At 60.7% G+C, this 19,993-nt stretch carries 17 protein-coding genes and 1 pseudogene; 4 read left to right on the forward strand and 14 right to left on the reverse strand.

All coding sequences use genetic code 11. The features are described from left to right. Window positions 1–256 precede the first annotated feature (256 nt). The 8 genes and pseudogenes from LKK40_RS08505 to LKK40_RS10725 all read right to left on the reverse strand — a co-directional run. Window positions 257–1,024 (reverse strand): siderophore-interacting protein, encoded by a 768-nt coding sequence (locus tag LKK40_RS08505; protein ID WP_162000789.1) that lies wholly within the window; start codon window positions 1,022–1,024, stop codon window positions 257–259. A 402-nt stretch (window positions 1,025–1,426) separates the two neighbouring features. Further along, entirely contained in the window at window positions 1,427–1,873 is a 447-nt protein-coding gene (gene rplI / locus LKK40_RS08510) for a 50S ribosomal protein L9 (protein ID WP_152581456.1), read from the reverse strand. Between the two features lie 14 nt (window positions 1,874–1,887). After that, complete coding sequence (gene rpsR, locus LKK40_RS08515; RefSeq protein ID WP_152581457.1) at window positions 1,888–2,136, reverse strand: 30S ribosomal protein S18; 249 nt, start codon at window positions 2,134–2,136, stop codon at window positions 1,888–1,890. 203 nt (window positions 2,137–2,339) lie between these two features. Next, window positions 2,340–2,990, reverse strand: coding sequence for a single-stranded DNA-binding protein (locus LKK40_RS08520; RefSeq protein ID WP_152581458.1), 651 nt, complete (start codon window positions 2,988–2,990; stop codon window positions 2,340–2,342). Window positions 2,991–3,080: 90 nt separating this feature from the next. Continuing rightward, entirely contained in the window at window positions 3,081–3,377 is a 297-nt protein-coding gene (rpsF, locus tag LKK40_RS08525) for a 30S ribosomal protein S6 (RefSeq protein ID WP_152581459.1), read from the reverse strand. A gap of 300 nt (window positions 3,378–3,677) precedes the next feature. Beyond that, entirely contained in the window at window positions 3,678–5,141 is a 1,464-nt protein-coding gene (locus LKK40_RS08530) for a zinc ribbon domain-containing protein (RefSeq protein WP_162000790.1), read from the reverse strand. Window positions 5,142–5,276: 135 nt separating this feature from the next. Further along, window positions 5,277–7,775, reverse strand: a complete 2,499-nt coding sequence (locus LKK40_RS08535) for a PASTA domain-containing protein (RefSeq protein WP_304310269.1) — start codon at window positions 7,773–7,775, stop codon at window positions 5,277–5,279. A gap of 135 nt (window positions 7,776–7,910) precedes the next feature. Continuing rightward, window positions 7,911–8,024 (reverse strand): annotated as a pseudogene (locus LKK40_RS10725) (hypothetical protein); the annotation flags it as partial. Between the two features lie 115 nt (window positions 8,025–8,139). On the opposite strand from LKK40_RS10725, the gene LKK40_RS08545 reads away from it, so the two are divergent. Next, window positions 8,140–10,050: a zinc ribbon domain-containing protein gene (locus LKK40_RS08545; protein WP_162000791.1), complete on the forward strand. Its 1,911-nt coding sequence runs from the start codon at window positions 8,140–8,142 to the stop codon at window positions 10,048–10,050. Between the two features lie 244 nt (window positions 10,051–10,294). Here the strand turns inward: LKK40_RS08545 and LKK40_RS08550 are convergent, their stop codons facing one another. Next, window positions 10,295–11,548: a pre-peptidase C-terminal domain-containing protein gene (locus LKK40_RS08550; protein WP_152581463.1), complete on the reverse strand. Its 1,254-nt coding sequence runs from the start codon at window positions 11,546–11,548 to the stop codon at window positions 10,295–10,297. Between the two features lie 433 nt (window positions 11,549–11,981). On the opposite strand from LKK40_RS08550, the gene LKK40_RS08555 reads away from it, so the two are divergent. After that, window positions 11,982–12,995 (forward strand): ribose-phosphate diphosphokinase, encoded by a 1,014-nt coding sequence (locus tag LKK40_RS08555; RefSeq protein ID WP_152581547.1) that lies wholly within the window; start codon window positions 11,982–11,984, stop codon window positions 12,993–12,995. 603 nt (window positions 12,996–13,598) lie between these two features. On the opposite strand, the gene LKK40_RS08560 is transcribed toward LKK40_RS08555, so the two are convergent. Continuing rightward, entirely contained in the window at window positions 13,599–14,402 is an 804-nt protein-coding gene (locus tag LKK40_RS08560) for a potassium channel family protein (RefSeq protein ID WP_152581464.1), read from the reverse strand. Window positions 14,403–14,512: 110 nt separating this feature from the next. Here LKK40_RS08560 and LKK40_RS08565 point away from each other — a divergent pair, with 110 nt between their 5' ends. After that, the gene (locus LKK40_RS08565; RefSeq protein WP_152581465.1) at window positions 14,513–14,854 is read left to right on the forward strand and encodes a hypothetical protein; all 342 of its coding nucleotides are present in this window, start codon (window positions 14,513–14,515) and stop codon (window positions 14,852–14,854) included. A gap of 47 nt (window positions 14,855–14,901) precedes the next feature. Here the strand turns inward: LKK40_RS08565 and LKK40_RS08570 are convergent, their stop codons facing one another. Both LKK40_RS08570 and LKK40_RS08575 read right to left on the reverse strand, forming a co-directional pair. Beyond that, window positions 14,902–15,975 carry a YeiH family protein gene (locus tag LKK40_RS08570; RefSeq protein ID WP_152581466.1) on the reverse strand — a complete coding sequence of 358 codons (1,074 nt, stop codon included), beginning with the start codon at window positions 15,973–15,975 and terminating at the stop codon, window positions 14,902–14,904. Between the two features lie 283 nt (window positions 15,976–16,258). Further along, on the reverse strand, window positions 16,259–17,074 hold the full coding sequence (locus LKK40_RS08575; protein ID WP_304310271.1) for a LysR family transcriptional regulator: 816 nt from the start codon (window positions 17,072–17,074) through the stop codon (window positions 16,259–16,261). Between the two features lie 111 nt (window positions 17,075–17,185). Here LKK40_RS08575 and LKK40_RS08580 point away from each other — a divergent pair, with 111 nt between their 5' ends. Further along, window positions 17,186–17,500: a chorismate mutase gene (locus LKK40_RS08580; RefSeq protein ID WP_152581468.1), complete on the forward strand. Its 315-nt coding sequence runs from the start codon at window positions 17,186–17,188 to the stop codon at window positions 17,498–17,500. Window positions 17,501–17,611: 111 nt separating this feature from the next. On the opposite strand, the gene LKK40_RS08585 is transcribed toward LKK40_RS08580, so the two are convergent. Both LKK40_RS08585 and LKK40_RS08590 read right to left on the reverse strand, forming a co-directional pair. Next, entirely contained in the window at window positions 17,612–19,192 is a 1,581-nt protein-coding gene (locus LKK40_RS08585; RefSeq protein WP_152581469.1) for a bifunctional phosphopantothenoylcysteine decarboxylase/phosphopantothenate synthase, read from the reverse strand. Between the two features lie 83 nt (window positions 19,193–19,275). Further along, window positions 19,276–19,980 carry a Type 1 glutamine amidotransferase-like domain-containing protein gene (locus LKK40_RS08590; RefSeq protein ID WP_304310272.1) on the reverse strand — a complete coding sequence of 235 codons (705 nt, stop codon included), beginning with the start codon at window positions 19,978–19,980 and terminating at the stop codon, window positions 19,276–19,278. Window positions 19,981–19,993 lie beyond the last annotated feature (13 nt).

Raw genomic sequence — 19,993 nt, forward strand, 5'->3', positions numbered from 1 at the left:
GCGTTTTAGCGGAATTCCGCCATTCCTGTGCGCCCATATGCAAGCGCCGACAGGCATGAAGCCTAGCAATCGCCGAAATGTGCTTAATTAATTCGCATGGCCCCGGTTATGACCCCCGCCATGCCCCCGCAAGCCACACCCTGCAAGTCACGGCGCAGATCCCGCCCCGCAAGTCAGGTACATTGCACGGTTACATAGCACATGCGGGCCAACGCCTATGCGTCAGCATCCCAACCCTGTGCTGATTCTTACAGCGTCAAAACCTCAGCACTGCGCGCTGCGCCCAGTAGCCCTGCACGTGCGTATCGCCTTTTGGCAGAGCGCCACGAATCGACGCGCGAATCGAGCGCATCATCGAGGATTCGCCCGCCGCCCAGCAGAACCATGCCTCCGGCTGCGAGTCATGCAGCATGTGCAGTTGCTCTTGCAGCTTCCTAAAGGCATGCAAGGCTTTAGCCGTCGGCACGTACCGCACCTCGACCCGTTCATCAGCTTCGATGAACCCGCTGAGGTCATGCGCTCCCGTGAGCATCACATAGACGCGAACACGATTCGGCAGACTGCTCACAATCGCCCTAATCGCCGGAAAAGCCGTTTCGTCGCCCATTAGGACAACGCCTTGGCAGCCTTCGGCAACGCTGAAAGGCTGCGAGCCGGCCATAGTGGCGACCAGTTCGCTGCCCGAGCGCACATGCAACGCCCACGCCGCCGCCGGCCCGCTCGTCTGGTGCAGGTAGAAGCTCACGTCCACGCGGCTGCGATCCGGGGGATGCCCGGCAATCGTATATCCGCGCTGCACTTCGCGGCCCGAACCCATCGGGAACCACAGCCGGACCCAGGCGGCAGGCTCGAACAGACTCTCCGGCAGCGCATCAGGGCTGGCGAAGGACACCCGCTTCATCAGCCCGCCGCATTCGAGCGCCGTGGAAACGACGCGGAGCCGGAACTCCGGGGCGCGCATCGCTTTGAGCACGACCCCCTGGAATCCGCGGCTCACCGAGCCGACTCCTGCTCGCAGCCGCATGACCCTCCGCACAGCTCGCAGCCGCATGATCCCCAATTACAGCAGCGCTGGAATCCTCGCATCGAAGCGTCTCCAATCCGGCCAAGAGCCGATATCATGCGGCGACGAGCGATGCCGTTTTCGCCGCGCACAATCGCGCACAGTCACGCACAGCCACGTATAGCCGCGCATAATCCCCATAATCCATGCTGATACACACCGTGCCGAGCGCATGACGCGCCTTCAGACACAAAAGAAACAAAAGATACAAAAAGCACAAAGGCATAAAAAAGTTCGCCGTCCATGCGCAGGGCATGAACGGCGAACCGTATGCTTAAGCCCGAGCCTGCTGGGCTACTCGCACATGCATATATGTATATACAGCAGACGAGCGGCCCATTAGGCGGTAAAGAAAACCGAAAACTACTCCGCGACGACCTTGACGGTGAAGGAAGCGGAGATTTCCGGATGAAGGGCCACGGTGGCGGGGAACTCGCCAGTGGTCTTGATGGTCTCGACGGCGATGCTCTTGGGATCGACGGCGGCCTTGGGAGCCAGCGCGGCGGCGATCTTCTCGGCGGACACGCCACCGAAGAGCTTGCCGGATTCCGACACCTTGGCGGCGACCTGAACGGTCACGCCTTCGATGGCGGTCTTGGCGGCGACGGCATCCTCGCGGGTGGCGACGGTCTTGGCCAGACGCGCACGGCGCATCGACTCGATCTGAGCTGCGGCACCCTTGCTCCACGCGAAGGCCAGGCCCTGCGGGATCAGGTAGTTGCGCGCGTAGCCGGGGCGCACCTCGATGACGTCACCGGAGTGACCGAGGTTGGCGACGGTTTTGGTGAGAATAACCTTGGTTTCAGCCATGTTCTCTTCTCCTATCAGCGACCGGAAGTGGCGTACGGCAGCAAAGCCATCTCGCGGGCGTTCTTCACGGCCTGCGCGATTTGACGCTGCTGCTGGATGTTGACGCCGGTGATGCGGCGAGAGCGGATCTTGCCACGATCGGACACGAACTTGCGCAGCAGCGCAACATCCTTGTAATCGATCTCGTGGATCTTCGCCGCGCTGAGTGGGTTCGGCTTCTTCTTAATGGGTTTGACCGGTGGTTGCGGCCTCTTGCGTGACATGTGATTGTCTCCTTATTACCAACTGATTATTGAGAGCTGCATCCGTGAGCCGCGGCTGTGTCTTATCGACACTGTTTTTGTAAACACTGTCGTATCAATACCGTGCTTCATGAATGCGATTGCCTATGAACTTGTGTGAACACGCGAACGTACGAATCTGTGGACGCACGAACGCCGAACGCTAAGCGGGGAAGTCGGAACTCTCAGAACTCCGGCTCGTCGCCGTCGCCGCCGAAGTCCGAACTCCCGCCGAAGGACGAGAATCCGCCACCATTCGACTGCGCGGGCGAACCCCAGGGGTCGGCCACGGGCGCGGACTGCGACGGAGCGGATGCGCCGCCGGAGTAGCCCGAGCCGCCGGAGTAGCCGGCACCGCCCTGATACCCGCCATTGCCGCCGTTGCCGCCGGAATTGCGATTGCCGCCGCCGTTGTTGCCGCCGCCATTACCACCCGCGAAACCGCCGCGATTGCCGGAGAATCCGGAACCGGAGCTTTGGCGAGTCACTTGGGCCGTGGCGTAGCGCAGCGAGGGGCCAATCTCATCGACCGTCATTTCGACGACCGTGCGATTCGTTCCGTCGTTCGCCTGATACGAGCGCTGGCTGATGCGGCCCTGCGCGATTACGCGCATGCCCTTGGACAGGCTCGACGCGACATGATCGGCAAGCTCGCGCCACGCGGCGCACCGCATGAACAGCGCCTGGCCGTCCTCGAACTGGTTCGTGTCGCGGTTGAACGTGCGCGGGGTGGATGCGATGGTGAAGTTGGCAACGGACGCGCCGCTGCCGATCGTACGCACCTCGGGGTCAGCCGTGAGGTTGCCCACGATGGTGAGAGTTGTTTCACCTGCCATGACGTACCTTCTTCCCAGTCATTATCGTTGCGAATGCACAGAATGCACACGATGCAGCGCCTATGCGCCGTATCAGCGAGTTGTTCGGCGTTACTTGGTGTCCTTGCGCAGGATCTTCGTGCGGATGACAGACTCGTTGAGGTTGAGCACGCGGTCGAGCTCATTGCTCACGGCCGGCTCGCAGGCGTAGTTCACCACGACGTAGTTGCCTTCGTTCTTGCCATCGATCTCATAGGCAAGCTTGCGGCGTCCCCAATAATCGGGATCCTCGACGGAACCCCCTTCGTTGGTGACAAGTTCCAGATACTGCTCGGTCAGCTTCTTCAGACCGCGCTCATCCAGCTCAGGATCGGCTATGAACATCAGTTCATATTTGTGTGCAGACATCACCCACCTCCTTTGGACAAAAGGCTGCGGTCGTTCCGCAGCAGGAGTGTGTATGCAAAGCACGCAGCTTGACGCTACGCGCAACCTCACAAGAATAACCCCATGTTGGGACTTCGAGTAAGCGGTTGGAGGCCGGCGCATTGGGAAGTCGGCCCGTTGGACGTCAAGGAGACCGGTACCGTTGACGGCTGGTGCAGTTCAGTTGCGAGTCGGTTGGGTGATTGGTTGGCGGAGCGGCAATCAGCGCAGCCCTTCGCTGCCTGTGCATACCTACATATGCCCGCGCGAGCTTACGACACGCTAGGACAACTGAACCGGCATGCAGTTGTCCGCAGTCAGGCCGTTGGCGGAGCACCATCCTTTGGCCTCGTCAGCCGAGCCGAAGGATTCGCCGGAAAGGATGACATAGAAGTTGGCGTCGAAGCCGCGAGCCGTATAGTAGCTGTATTTCGAAGCCCAGATGAGGATGGCCTTGGGGTGTGCGATGCGCATCTGCAGGAACTGCTCCATGATGTCGCGATACTGCCATGTCTTGCCTTCCGCCTGCAGATCCTTCTTCTTGCTGGAAAGCTGCGTGGTCGTCGTGGAGTAGAACTGGTTGGCGGCATCCGCATCGTTGTCGAGCTGCCAGTTGAGCGCGGATTGGGCGTTGCTCTCGATCTGCGCGTCGTCGATGTTCGCGCCGCCCAGCGCGCCACTGTCCGAAGGGGCCACAGTGCCGTTCGGGGTGCCGTGCGGCTGGACGGTGACATCCGTGTTCGAAGTCCTGATCGCGTCGTACGGACGCCAGTACTGCATCGTGGTGAAGGCCAGCTTGACCGTGGACGTGCCGCCGCTGAACGATATTGGCGAGTGCGAGAAGTCATAAACCGCCGACGCCACGACATCGCCGCCGTCCTTGATGGTGACCGTGACTCCTGACTCGGCGAATTTCGCATTCTTACTTGCGCAATTGCTCTGCGCAGAGAAAGTCACGATGAGCGTGGCATTGCTGTGATCCACCGATTCAAGCGAAAGATCCGGCGCGCTGGTGCATGCCTTGGCAGCCGTGCTGGGTGACTTCGACGAGCCGTTGGACTGCGCCGTGGCATTCTGCTGCGTTTGCGAGGCATTCTGCTTCGCACCATTATTCGAGCCAGAGCCGCGCAAAGCGAACCACCACACGCCAAGCCCCACCGCCAGCAGCACGAGCAGGGCGCATACGACGGCGATGATTCTGCGGCGCGATGCGTCGCCTTGCTTCTGCGTATTCGCATCCTGATTACTTCCGCTGCCACCAGGGTACGTGGCAAAAGCGCCAATCGCCGCAGGCGGGAGCGCCGGAGGGATTGCCGGAGGAGCCACTGCGGGAATCATCGGCGGAACTTCGCCGTTCTTCTTGTCGGCGGGCGTTAGAGAGAACTGCGTTGCAGCGGGAGCGGCTGCTGCAGTAGTGGCGCCAGCGCCGGCGGCTGCAAACATAGGCATGGCCTGCGTTGCGCCCACCGGCATGCCCGTATTGGCCGAACCAGCAGATTCGGCTACAGCGGGCGAAGCGGCAACACTCAGCCGCGCCCCACAGGATTCGCAGAAGCGCATATCAACGGTAATCGGAGTGCCGCATTGCGGGCACGTCGGCGCAGCAGCAGGAGCGACGGCGGTCACAGCAGCAGCGTTGGCAACAACAGCGGGCGGCGCAATCTCCGGCTGCTCGGTGCCACAACTCGCGCAGAACCGGTCATCATCGTCCATCTCGGTCCCGCAGGACACGCACGCCTTCGCCATTGATGCTCCCTCCGCCATACTGCCGTCACACTCAGCTTATATACAGCTACCCTTTATCCTTGCACAATCGTTAAACCTTGCGCTGTAGGTGTTCAGTTTTGATGCTTCGCCGTTGAAGGCAGGCCATGAGCCACCTCAATCCTGCGGAGCGAAGAATACCCCGCCAACATTGCTATTGAACAGCTCACCATTCTTGGCTTCCGAACCGGCTATCACCGGAGTGGATAGCGCACTTCCATCGGGAAGGTTGTTCATACCACCAAAACTCCGTATCGAATCACCGAGTTGAGCCACCGGAAAACCTTTCGGATACAAAGTAAACGACCCACACGAACCAATGCCCGTCGTGACTTCCGACTTATCGACCGTGAGAATTCGCATGCCCTTGTCTGTGTTTTGGTCAACATAGGAATCTCCTGGCTTCCCCTCAAAATGCAAGGCACCAGCATCGCACTGCAAGGCGTATGAGCCATCCGTGTTCTTCGTTGCCGAAGCGAATCTGCCTGTAAAACGGCTCTCCCTAATCGTCCCCTGCGGGTGCTCGGGAGTGGTGTCACCGTCACCTGTCGCGTTGTATCTCATCGCTCGTCCTGAGAAACTGCCATCGCCATTTACGGTCAGCTTTGATTTCCACATGGTGCCCACGTCATACACATACTGCCCCGCGGCCTGCTGCATCGCCGCCTTCAGCACCACTTTTGCCGCGCTGTCAGCAGCCGCATTATTCTTCGGCTTAGGCGGGTTCTTGACATCGGGCAGCGCGTCCCAATCGACCGACGCGGAATCGACAAGATAATATGCCGTGTCATCCGAAGGGGCAGGCTTTACTGGTTCCATTGAAGAACCGTTGCCCCACGGCAAGAACGGATTGGGAGTCGTTAATGATGTAATCGGAATGCTGGAAGAGTCATACAGGGTCTTGTCACGACGAATAAAGAACGGACGCGACGTATCCACCGGTTTGCCTTTTTTCGCGTCGGCAACGGATTGCTTGTCGAAATATCCCGAAGCGACAACTTTATTGACATCAGCGCCAACTGGGAAATAGACGTAGAGCGGTCCCATATCGTAGCGTGCTCCCGACCACTTGCCATCACTAGGCGCACCTTCTGTTATCCACTTGCCACCGATACAATTACCGCCTTCACGCCCCAACTTATACGTGTCACCGCATGTAAAGCCAGTAAGAGTGGAAAGCGGCAGCAGTTCAAAAGCACCAGTGTTGCCTGTGAATAAGTTGTTAATCATGCTATCGTTCGGGCAAGCACTCTGCTGTCCCGAAACACAAAACACCAGATTATCCTCGAAAGTCCAGCGCTGATCCGGTGTCTGATACTCGGAACTCGACACACCATTCGTCTCGCCATCCGAATTTTTCGTAAAGTCGACGCAATCATTCTTGCTATTGCAGTAGCGTCCCTGCACCGGTGCTGTCATAGGATTAAGACTGTCTGGGTCATATTGTCCAGACACCGCATCCTTCATTCCCGAAGCGTCGATACCGTAGAACAGCGTGAGCGCACCGCCTTGCGCGGGGGTGCCGGGTGCGGGGTCGGAATCGACGACTTTGCCGAGCATGTTCTTCGCGGAGAAGCGGGGGCGCAGGGTCACGTCGAAGCCGAGCTTGCCGTATTGGCTTTGCGCGGCGTTTTTGTCGGTGCCGATAATGTCATAGCTCACGCCCGTTCCCCGCGCGGCGACGGCGAGCTTGATGCCGGACGCCGGGTCGGTCACCGGCTGACCGTCAGCGGGCTGCGAGGCGACAACCGTGCCCTCTTTGATCTTGCTGCCGTTGACCACGACCTGCTTGTACGCCACCGGCACGCCCATATCCTGCACTGCGGCGGCCGCCTTGCTAAGGCTCTGCCCGGTCGTGCCCTTCGGGACGCCGGGGCCTTGCGACGAGAGCACGGTGACGGTCGTGCCGCGATAATGCTGCCCGGCGTGAACGTTTTTGTACCCAAGGAAGGTGCCGCTCTTCTCGCGGGAGAACTGCACCGTAACCTTGGGCGTGAAGCCTTGCTGGCTCAGCGCCTTGGACACCTCTTTCGCCGACGAGCCGGACTTCCCGCCAGCGGATACGCCCGCCGGATCGGGGATGGCGTTTCCGCCCCACAGACCGGCCTGATAAGTGCCGAACAGCGCTGCGACGACCACGGCAATCACGGCTACTAGCGCGATGATGATGCGAATGCGCCGCGATGGCGAAACTGCTGTGGTTGCTGCGGTTACTGGTGCAGCGGTTACAGTTGCGGAGATTGCAGTCGCCGCTGGCGCTGGTGCTGCGCCCTCGGCTACCTCGGCCTCGGCGACCTCACCTATCTCATCTATCTCGCTGACAGGTGGAGTCGCGCCATTCGGCTGTGCTTCCGCCTGCATTTCAGCCGGCGCTTCGGCTTCCCAAGCGGATTCGGCCGCTTGAGGCTCCTCGACTGAATCAGACGACGCGACTGATACAACCGGCTCAGCTGACTCACTTGACGTTGCGTCACCGACAGCAGCATCGTCATCGGGGTCGCTGCTGTCAATGTCGACGCCGCTACCGGCGTTGTCATCGACGCTGCCATTGCCGCCATCGACACCATCACCGCCATCAGCATCAGCCTCGCCGGCATGACTGTCAACGGTATCCATCTCACCGACACCAGTATTATCGACATTCGTAACAGAAGCGAGCGAAGTCGAATCGTCGGCTGCCACAGTTTCGGCATCACCCAGCGAAGCACCACTCTGCGCAGTCGCTGCGCCGCATTGGTCACAGAAGGCAGCATTGTCATCGATTTTGTGGCCGCATTGCGTGCAGTACATGCTTGCAGACTCCTTTGTGTCGCAACATTCCCTGAATTGGCAGGTCTGCGCCGCACGTCGGCCTGTCGCGGGCATCGCATGGCTGCGAACACCAATATGTGCCGCATCCGTGACGATATCTGCTGATAGTCTACACGTAACGTTCAGAAATCTTGTCAACGACGTTCAGGAAACGAACGAAGGGGAAGTTATGTTCTGCAGCCAATGCGGCACGAAACTCAACGACAACGCGAAATTCTGCTCCCGCTGCGGGCAGCGGGTCGCCATGGCAGCGCCGCCGCAAACGCCCACGCCGGTTACAGCCGTGCAGCCTACAGCCGCGCCGGTTGCTGGCGTCAGTCAAACCGTGCCAGTAACCGCACAGATCAATCAAACCGCCGCCTCAGCTCCGACTGGGCAGACAGCTCCCTTGGTCAACCTCGCTGCATCGGCAACTCCCGTCACGCCCGTGCAGGTTCCAGCCATGCCTACCGCAACAGTCCCCGCACCCATAGCACACACACCCGTGGCACCCACACCTGCACCCACCGCACCAGCTACCACTGCTCCCGCACCCGCAGCCGTGCCGCCCGCAATCTCGCCAGCCACGTCCCCGATCGCTCCAACCGCCGCCGCACCCGCGAACCCAATCACGAGCAATCCGCTCATCGGCCGCCTGTTCAACCCCGCCAGCCTGAAAACCATGCTTGTTTCACTTGGCACCGGCCTAGGGGCGGCGCTGGCCGTGGGGCTCGTCGCCGCGCTATGCATATCGATTGTCATTCCGCCATCGTCGTGGCTGTCCGCGCTGTCGTCATCGAATTCCAGCGTCTCCTATGCGCTCGACGGCTCAGATGCGTATATCGCCATGCCGAATTTCGTGCAGATTCTCGTCGCGATAGTGATTGCGGGGCTCTCAGGAAGCTTCTCCGTGCAAGCTTCAGGCCCGGTCGGCAGCAATAACGCATACGTCTCGCTGCAGCAGCTCGGCGTACACACCTCAATCTGGCTCCCGGTAGGCCTGTCCGGGCTCGCGCTGCTCATCGGCGCGGCATTCGGCTCATACATGCTCGCCCGCAAACGCGAAGCCCCCGTGCAAGTACGCTGGGATGGAGCCGCGAGCGCCGCGATAATCGGCCTGGGCTCCGGGCTCGTTCTGCTCATACTGGGTGCGCTGTTCCCGCTGAGCATCAAGGGGTCGGCGGATCAATTCTCCGCATCCGGCGCATTGGACGGCGCTTCGCTGCGCACTTTCGCTATGGGCTTCCTGCTCGCAGGCATCGGCGCGCTGATTGGCTACGCGATGGCGCGGTTCGCCCCGGACAGCAGCAATGTCGCCCTTGCGCTGTGGCGCTGGACGCACCGCACCCGCGGATTCGTGCGCACCGTCGTTGAATCGTTTGCCATCTACTGGCTGGTCTTCACCGTCATCGGCGTCGTCGTATTCATCTGGCTTATCGCGCAGACGCATCAGCCGAAACTGTTTCTGCTGCTGTTCCTCGCCTTCCCCTATCTTCCGGTTGCGCTGTTCGCCTTGGCCGCATTCGGCACGATCGCGTACAGCGGCTACGGTCCGGCGCTGAATTTCTCTCTGTTCGGCTTCGCCAAGCCTGCCGGTTCCAGCACCTCGATTGACTCCTCCCCTGCCGTTGCCGTCGGATGGCAGCTGTGGCTGCTGTTCCTCGCCTTCGTCCTCGCCACAATCGTCATCGTGCTGCGCACGTCCTTGCGCAATATGCAGGATCCCTGGTACGCCGCGTGGAAGCACACGTGGAAAAGCCCGGTTGCAGTCGGCGTGCTCTGGATTGTGTTCACCGTAATCATGAGCTTCGGAGCCTCGCTGAGCTTCAATGGCTTCTCAGGGGCGCTGAGCAGCATTCTGAGCAACTACGATCTCACGAGCGAGATTCACCCCTATCATTTCTCCATCGCCATCGCGGCATGGTTCTTCATCATCGCGGGCCTGTGGGCCTTCATCATCGAGGCATTGGCGATGCGCGTCGGGCCGACCATCATCGCCTCCATGCCGGGAATGGGCAAGTTCCTCGCCGGCGGCTACGTTCAACCGACGCCCGCGCAGATTGCAGCGCGCGCGAAGGCAAGATTAGCGTCCGTTTCGTAGCGCTAACTATGCCCTAACGCTACAATCCGGACGCTAACGAAGCCTTACAGACCGTTGTGTAGCGCTACCCGAGGGCTAATCGAACGAAACGGACGCTGAGTGCTCATCAGCGTCCGTTTCGTGCCATTACAGGAAGACTGTCGCTACAACCCGGACGCTAACCAAAAGAGGGTGCGGGCGAAAAGCATTCCAACTTTTCGTCCGCACCCCTGAGTCTAGAGATCAGATTGTGGCGACAGCCGGTTTACAGTCCTTTCCAGGCAGTGCCTTCCTGATGCCAGCCGGCCTTGCCGACAGCCGCATACTCCGTGGCACTCGTCGTGTAGACGTGCTCGCCCGAATGCGGGTTGTACAGGCGGTACACGGTCACCGGGCCGGCCGGATTCGCATACCACGCCACGCCCTCGCTGCGCCAGCCCAGACTCACAAGCTTATTGTGCTCCGCCTGATTCAGCGTCCAGTTGTGATTGCCGTTGTGCGGGTTGTACTCGCGATATACCGGCACCAGGCCCGAGGCGGAGCCCTGCTTGGCCGCGTTGAACGACACGCCCTCGTACTTCCAGCCCAGCTTCACCAGCGCGTCCTTCTCACCCAGGCTCGTCGTGTAATGATGCAGCCCGGAGTTCTTGTTGTACACGCGATACACCGGCACCGGAGTTCCCTTCCCCGCCGGAGTCGGCTTAGATGTCGGCTTAGGAGCAGGAGCAGGAGCGGGAGTCGCGGGGGTGTAGCTGACCTTCAGCTGATAGTCGGCGTCATCCCAGGAATAGCCGGCGTTCACTTTGACATAGTACGTGCCCGCTGCAAGGGAGTGCGCCGGCGTATTGCAATAGCCACTACCCGAACTGCACCGTACATAGTCAACGGGATCGTAGTCGGCATAACCGCCCGGGGACGTATACATGCTCAAAACATAGTCACCGCTGTCTGTGTTCGTATTCATGTCGAGCCGCACACTGCCCTTCGCGGGAACCGTGTACTTGAACCAATCCGTATCACTGCCGCTGGCGATATTGCCGGCGTAGAACGTGTTCAGCTTGACAGGCGTGGCGGCAGAAGGATTGTTGTCCGGCTCGACCTCGGTAAGCTTACTGCCCTCGTTCACATAATTGACGCGAAGCGTATAAGAAGTCTTAGGAAACCAAGCTTGTATACGCACGTAATATGTGCCAGCGGGAAAACGGTGAACGTCAGAGGCAGCGCCATTGTCATCGTGTTGCTGCGTGCTACCAGCGCTCGTGAATAAACGAACATCAGGGTCGCTTAGATTACTACCGCTTATCCAGACCTTGCCTTTCGCTGGAATCGTGTACTTGAACCAGTTGTTATCATAGCTACCATAGTCAGTACCTACGGCGCCCGACACAGTCGTATTCACCGCGATGGCCTTGGCCGTATCGGACGTATTGCCCGTATCCGCCGACGCGGACGGCGCGACGAACGCGCCCGCCACCAGCATCGCCGCCGTGGCAAGCACCGCGGCAAAACGCTTCTTCATGGAAACCCCTTTGCTTAAAGATTCTCTCGAAACCGCTCATTTCGCGCAGGCACCCCACCGCCACTATGCATATGCAGCACCAAGGCTCACATAACCTGTTCCCGCCTCAAAATACCCCCCCCCGTACAATTTAGGCCCTTCCATACGTCAGCAGACCTCACGTACCACCAAAACGCCCGCCGCGCACCGGCATGCCCGCAATCGTGGAAGCAGCATTGCACGACCTCTGATTCGCATTCAGTTGCGTTCATCTCACGTTTTCTCCATATTTTCCGTGCGTTTGGGCAACATTTACCACACGTTTGGGCAACCCGCCGTCTGATGATGCTCCGAGATGCCTGTATATTGGAAGGCGGCTCGATTTCGGCTCAAGCGTGATGAAACCCGAACACCAAGCAGTGCACGTCACATTCATGTCATGGGAAGGCGAAACATGTCGGCGATTCTCGAAGGCACTCCGGACAGGCGGCTGGTCGTTGTGACGGGTCGCGCGTACCCGGAACAGGCGCAGGCGACCGCAGCATGTCTGGGCTCGAAGCTGGTGGACACCACCGCCTATGACTTCGCGAACGGCGAGATGTACGTGCGCTTCACCGAACCGGTGCGCGGGGCCGATGCCTTCGTCATTCAGGCGCATACCGACCCGATCAACACATGGATCATGGAGCAGCTGCTCATGGTGGATGCGCTCAAGCGAGCCTCCGCCCGATCAATCACCGTCGTCGCACCATTCCTGGGCTATTCGCGCCAGGACAAGAAGCATCAGGGCCGCGAGCCCATCACCGCCCGGCTCATGTTCGACCTGTTCCACGCCGCCGGCGCCGACCGCATCATGACCGTGGACCTGCACGCGCCGCAGGAGCAGGGCTTCTTCGATGGCCCGGTCGACCACCTGACCGCCATGCCGGTGCTGCTCGACTACGTGCGCGGCAGCGTGCCGCTGGCCGAGGCGACCGTGGTCTCCCCCGACGCCGGGCGCATCAGGGTTTCGGAGCAGTGGGCCGCCAAGCTCGGCGGGCTGCCGCTCGCCTTCATCCATAAGACGCGCGACATCACGCGCCCGAACCACGCCGAGGCGCATGGCATCATCGGCGATGTCGAAGCACGCGACTGCATCGTTGTGGACGATATGATCGACACGGCCGGCACGATCTGCGAGGCCGTGCGCACCCTGCACGACGCCGGCGCGAAAAGCGTCACGCTCGTCGCCACGCACGGACTGCTTTCCGGGCCAGCCGTCGAACGGCTGAAAGACTGCGGCGCGCGCGAAATCGTCCTCATGGACACCGTGCCCGTGCCTCAGGAGAAGCGTCTGCCGAACATGACCGTGCTGTCCGTCGCCCCGCTGCTGGCCGCCGGCATCCGCTCGGTGTTCGAATCCGGCTCCGTGAGCACACTGCTCGACGGCCTGCCGAACGACATTCGCCCGCGCAACATCTATGCGTGATTGATGTTCTGTCGCCTGCACTGCTTCGCCCACGCTGCTTCGCTTGCTTCACCCGCACCCTTCACCATTAACTAAGCACATTTCTTCATGCGGATGCCTGCGCAGGGTCTTTTGTGGCTTTGCCAAGCATTCAGGATTGGCGGAATACCAACGATTCCGGTAAGCGCATATGAGGCGTCTACTTTGGCATGTGCTTAATAGAAGAAAAAAGTGCTTAGTAAACGTGTGGGGCCGGTGACGGTTGAGCCAAATGCGTGAAGACACCGCTGCAAGGCCGCAACCATCTATTAAGCACTTTTTTCGTCTATTAAGCACTTGGAAAAGTATGCCGTGAATCTAACGTCAACCATTTTGGCGGAATACCAACGATTCCGGACTTTGCCGTGTAGCCGTTGCGGCGCGCGCGAACCCTTGATTCGCTCGAATCTGCTTAATTAATTTCACAGTGCATTCGCAGAGCTGCCGCATACGCCTCGGCAGGTGCCTCGGAAGGCCAATGCGAGCTCACAATATGTCAACCGAGGAAGCGCGACCCATATCCGCCGTAATCAGGAAAACTATCAGGGCTTTGGTTCATTTGACTTGGTGCTGATGCCAGCTATCTCAGGTATTTTCAGCAATGCTGTCACTGATAGCGGCGCCGCCGGCATTATCATCCGCACCGGCCACATTGCCGCCGTTAGCGCCGTCGTGCATCTCCTCGCGGACTTCGGCGATCATGCGCTCGATGCGATCAAGGCGCGCCGCCACAGCCTCGACTTCCTCACGGGTGATTTCGGTGGTGCGCTCCGTCTCAGCGCTCACCTCCTCCACGATCCACGAGCCGAACGTGCCCGTAACCACGCCGATGATGCCGATGCCCGCAATCATGAGCACGAATGCGATAAGACGTCCGGTGGCGGTCACCGGCGTGTAGTCGCCGAAGCCGACCGTGGCTATCGTCACGAAGGTCCACCACAGCGCCTCGGGAAACGTCCTGATCGTCGCGCCGGGGGCATAGCGCTCCGCTTCGAGGACGGCGAGCGAGCCGACGAGTACGAGCAGCACAGCGGAGGCCGTCACATAGATGATGATCTTGCCGCGCAGCGCCATGCCGGTGGTGCGGTGCAAGGCGTTGAGCGCGGTCAGCACGCGCAGTGCGCGCAGCGGCCGGATGATGGGCAGCAGCACGACCGCAAGATCGAAGATATGATGCTTGAAATACTCCTTGCGGTCCTCCGCCAGCACAAGCGCAACGACGTAATCCAGCGCGAAAATCAGCCATAACGCATTCATCGCAATATTTGCCGCAGCGTTCCATGAACCACGCGGCTGCGCGAGGATCTGCCCCGCATAGACTCCGAGGAACAGCACCGACAGCACTGTCAGCGGCCATTCCGTCAGCGACTCCCATTTTGTCAATTTCATATCAGAAACAATAACGCTTTGCGGCCGCAGCGCGCCGAAGCGTGGCGCAATACGGACGGCAAAACAGACAGCAAACGCAGAGACAGTAACCGACGCGATAGTGTAGAGCTATGGCAGATGACAATACATGTGAAGACGGCCCCGTGATTCTGCACGCTTCGGACGACGGCAGCGATGTCGCGCGTGGCCTGGCGCTGGCATCCGATATTCTTCATGACCCGGATTGCGACGACCGCGTTCTGCTCGTCGTCAATCACACTGCCATCGAGGGGACACGCGCGCTCAACGGCGCGGACATCCCCGAGGGACTGACGGTCGTCGCCTGCGCTAAAGCGATGCGCACCCACGGCATACCGGCCTCGGCGCTCGACCCCCGCATCAATGTGGTGCCCTCCGGCATTGTATTTCTTGCTCAGCAGCAGCGGTCGCACGGCTGGTACATCAGGCTTTAGCATTGGGCGCAAGCCGCATTGGGCACCGGCACGGCAAGCAGCACACTTTAGAAGAGCAACACGGCGATGCCGGCGGCTAGGAACATGAGCAGAATCGAGGCGAGGAAGCTGGCCAGGAAGACGCGGCGACCTTGGACGGCGATGGCCTTGAAGTTCACGGTCAGGCCGAGGGCCGCCATGGCCATGCCGAGCACGATGTAGGCGATGTTCACCAGCTGCGCGGTAATTGCGGCGACGAAGGGCACGAAGGTGCCGATGACCGAGGCCGCGATGAAGCCGAGCATGAACCACGGGAACGCAACCACGCGCTTGCCGTCGCCGGCTACTTGGCTGTGGCGCTTATCCCACCAGACGGCGATGATAATGGCCGCGAACACCAGCATGAGCACGCGCGACAGCTTCATGATCGTTGCGATATCCACCGCGCCGAATGCGGCTCCGGCCGCCACGGCATGCGCGATCTCGTGCAGGGATGCGCCGGCCGTAATGCCAAGCTGCGTGTGGCTCATGCCGGTCAGCGGGCCGAGCGCGATCTCGGCGAGCGCGAACACCGTGCCCATAATCGCCACTGTCGCCACGGCCATGGTCACGTCGTCGGCCTTCTCCGTTTCGCGTTCTTCGGGGACTCGTATCGCGCCGGACAGGCCCATCACGGCTGCCGCGCCGCAGATGCCGGTGCCGCCTGCGACCAGAATCGCCAGCATCGGGTCGACGCCGAGCCTGCGCGCGATGGCGTAGGTCACGACGATGGTGAAGGTGACGACGAGAGCCGCGATGGGCAGGCATTTGAGGCCCTGGGTGAAGAGCACGGTGAGGTTGAGCTTGAAACCGAGCAGGATGATGCCCAGGCGCAGCAGCTTGTTGGAAATCAGTCCGGCAGCGTCCTTGACACCGGCACGGCGTTGCTGCGAACTCTTGGAAGCGCCGACGTACCACCGACGAATCGGGAACTGCAACAGCATACCGATAAGCAGTGCGATAATCAGTGCGCCGAACAGGCTGAACCCCGGATATTGCTTGAGCCAAGCGCCGATCAGCGACGCGACGAGCGTCACGACAGCGACGAATAGCATGTCAACGGTGAAGACGCGCTGCGCCCATTTCTTCTGGAACTCTCTCATGGACGACCATTCAACCAGACGCAACAAGTATCGGTCAAATCAAATCAATCAATATTTATCATTGGTTATTTCGATACCATGTGGGTTACTGCGGTTACCACTCGTACATTCATCGGAAGAATCAGCCACCCCCCGTGGGCACCCCAATAACGCCTCACACAAGCGAGATGCACGGTTCTCATGCAAAAACTTCAGGATTCCCAGCCACCTCGGACACCGAAAACAGCTCAATCACACGCAACCACGCACTCAGCGAGCAGATTCTCGCTCAACCACCTGCCGTTCACCCGCGCATCGCGTCGACCATTGTGTGGGCCAAGACTCGTTGCACCCGCGAGAGGCCGGAGCGCGGTATCAGCGCGTAGAAGCGCCGCACGAATTCGCCGCTCAGCTCGCGCGTCGGCACATGGGCGGGCACGGCGGCCTGCGAAACGATCGACTGGCCGAATCCGGCGGCAAGGGAAGCCACGATCGCCGCATTGCTGGCCACTTCGATGCTGTGCGCTGGAACGGTGCCAAGGGTTTTGAACAACAGGTCAGTGTAATAGCGCACGCCGGAGCCGTGCTCGCGCACGAGCCACACGCCATCTTGCGCCCCCGCCCACACAAGCCGGTCCGCGCGCAGGGTGACGCGGCTCACCGACTCGTTGACGATGGGCTTCTCCACGATGCCCAATTGCGCGGTCTTCATGCCGGTGCGCTCAAGAATCGCGTCGGAATTCATCGTCGCCGTGCGCAGGTCAAACTGCGCAAGCTCGGGCGTCGCGGCAGCCAGCGCCGAGGGCAGCAGCACCTCGGATGCGGTGTGGGAGAACAGCGCTAGAAACGGCTCGCGGTGCTCACGACTTGCCGCGATCTGCTCGCAGGCTTCGCGCCACGAGTCGCCTATGCCGGTCGCCGCGCGATACAGCAGCAGCCCCGCTTCGGTCGGCGTCACATCGCTTTTCGCATGCCGCTCGAACAGCGGCGCCCCGACCATCCGCTCCAACTGCGCGATACGCGAGGAGACCGTGGACTGCGAGACCTTGAGCTCGTCGGCGGCCAGTGTGAACTGGCCGATCTCAACCACGGCGACAAGAGTCTCAAGCAAGGGGAACATGGGTCAAGCCTAGCGCAGCGGTCTCTCTGATGAAATCTCAATCGCAGTGATTCGAGCGGCAGCACAAAAGAATCCATGTTCCGACGAACAGACCGCAGTACCATGAAAGCCATGAGTGATTCAGATTCAGTTAACGACATCGCTGAGGCCCGCGCCAAGATCGACGGTATCAATGAGCAGATCATCAGGCTTATCGCCGAACGGCAGCAGTGGGTCGCCGCAGTCGGCAAGCTCAAGAAGGATGAAGGCGCCGTGCACGCTCCAGACAGGGTCGAGCAGGAAATTCGCAAGGTTCGCCAGCTCGCCACGGATTTCGGCGCGTCGCCGGACGTCGTCGAGGCGACTTTCCGCGCAATGATCGCCGCGTTCACCGATTTCGAACTCGATGTGCACCGGAACGCCGCGAGCCAAAGCCAACAGCTATAGGTGTAGATGTAGGTTAGTCTGAGCTGTCGCAAAGGCAGTGAACTATTCAGTTACAAAAGAACGCATCAGCATAGTCCGGTTGATACCACAAATAAAACAGTTATGCATGGCTCACGCCGCTGCCTGCGCCCGAATGCCCGCCAAGCGCCGCAGAATCACCGCCGCCAACTGCGTTTTCGGCATTTGCGGCAGACGCTCGGTGCGCACCTGCTGATTGGGTAGACCGTTATCGTCATCATCCCCGCAGCCGCCGGCCGGAGTCAGGATCGTGACGACGTTGGTGTCGGTTGCGAAGCCCGCTCCGGGTTCACGCAGGTCGTTCGCCACCAGCATGTCGCAGCGTTTTGCGAGCAGCTTCCTGGCCGCATTATGAATCAGATCCTGGGTCTCCATCGCGAAGCCGCACAACGCCTGTGAGCCATCGGTGCGCCGATGCCCACCCATCCACGCGAGAATGTCGGGATTGGACACGAGCCGCACCGTCAGATCAGCACGACCCTGCTTCTTGATCTTCTCGGCATCCGCATGCTCGGGCCGGAAATCGCCGACCGCAGCAGCCATGACTACGATATCCGCCGAGGCGAAATGCCGCTGCACGGCCTCGAACATATCCTCGGCGCTGAGCACGTGGACCACGTTCACGCCCGCCGGCTCGGGCAGCGCGACTGGCCCGGACACCAACGTGACCTCAGCCCCCAATGCCTTGGCGGCCTGAGCAAGCGCATACCCCATTTTGCCGGTCGAATGGTTGGTGATGTAGCGCACCGGGTCGAGCGGCTCCTGCGTCGGACCGGCGGTAATCAGCGCGCTCAGGCCCGCAAGCGGTCGCTCGTCGCTGTCGTTGTCGTCAGCATTCGTCGTCTCGCTTACGGTACCGTCAGTATTCGTCTCGTTCACGGCGTCCGCCGCCTGCCCATTTCTGCCGGATTCGGGTGCGCCGGCACGCGATGATGTCTGTCCATACCCACTCGATTCGGGCGACATATAGCCCGACGGCGCCTGCGACGATGCACTCACCGGCACCAGCACCAGCAACGCTGCTCGCAGCATATCGGCAATCGCACGTTCAATGGTCGCGACATTCGCGAGCCGCCCCTTGCCGACGTCCTGGCAGGCCAGGATTCCCGTCTCCGGCTCCACCAGCCGATACCCGAGCTGCCTGCAAACAGCAAGGTTGCGCTGCGTCACCGGGTTCTCGTACATGTGCACATTCATCGCGGGGCACACCAGCTTCGGGCAGGTGGCGGCAAGCATCGTCGTGCTCAGATAGTCGTCAGCCAGTCCTGCGGCCAGCTTGGCGATGCTGTTCGCTGTCGCCGGTGCGATGACCGCGATATCCGCCCATTTGGCGTCTTCGATATGACTGATTCCCACGCCAAAATCGCGATTGTCGGCGCCGTCGCCTTCCATCGAGAGTGCGTATTCGGTTTCGGGGAACATCTCGGTCCGCGTCACGCTATGGGTCAGCGCGTCGAATGTCGCCGTGCCGACGAACTGCCGCGCCGCAGCGGTCATGATGACGCGAACCCGGCAGCCGGATTTGGTCAGATCGGAGGCGAGCTGGCATGCCTTGAACGCTGCAATCGACCCCGTGACGCCGAGCAGCACATGCGGCGCGCGATGCCGAAACGATTGATACGCGGCGGCAACCGCGCTGTTTACAGAGTCATCAGAGCCCTCAGAACCATCCATAACGGCAAGCATACTCACACGCTTTCCCGTGGATTGCGCTCAGTTCCAGGAGCAACAATGCGCCGCTAAGCCCGCTAGGCCCGCTAAGCCTGCCGTCGGTAATGCGCGCGCGATGCGACAGTGCTGGTTTGCGCGCCTCGCACGGCGATGGCCTGCCGGTTGGTGAGCGCCCTGAGATCGAGTCGCGCATCGCCTCGGGCAAGGATGCGCTGCGCGGCCTTGCCGAACAGGATGTCGCCGCAATGGGGCATGACCGAAAGCGCGACAAGGTCCAGACCAGCGAAATCGCCGCGCAGCCCGGCACCCTTGCGATGGTCATCCATGGGTTTGATGTATTCGATATCCGGCCCAGCGGCGACCGCGCCCGCGGAGATGCCGATGTACAGCTTGCCCTGGGCCACATGCTCGGCGATAAGCCTGTCCGCGCCGGAGCGTTTCAACTCCTGCAGCAGGAAGAAGGTGTTGCCGCCGCTGACGAATACGATGTCGGCCGCGCGAATCGCCTGCGCGATTTCGCTGTGCGATGCCGAGGAAATCTCGAGTTCCTGAGTCGTCACGCCAAGTCTGGCAAGCTCTTTGACATGCAGGCCGACGGGCAGCTTCACCCGGCTGACGATGCCGGCGGTCGGGATGAGTACCGCCCGGCGCCCTTCGAGGCTTCCGAACAAATCAGGCAGCCGCCCTGCGACCGGGAAAAAGCGCGAGGCAAGAAACAGGTTCTTCATATGCACTCCTTCGCCGTCCGATCGTTCCGCCCGCCCGCGCACAATGTTCGCGAGCTGCTCCATACAGCGTCATTCT

This window comes from Bifidobacterium tibiigranuli, from assembly GCF_022655035.1.
Lineage (GTDB): Bacteria > Actinomycetota > Actinomycetes > Actinomycetales > Bifidobacteriaceae > Bifidobacterium > Bifidobacterium tibiigranuli_A.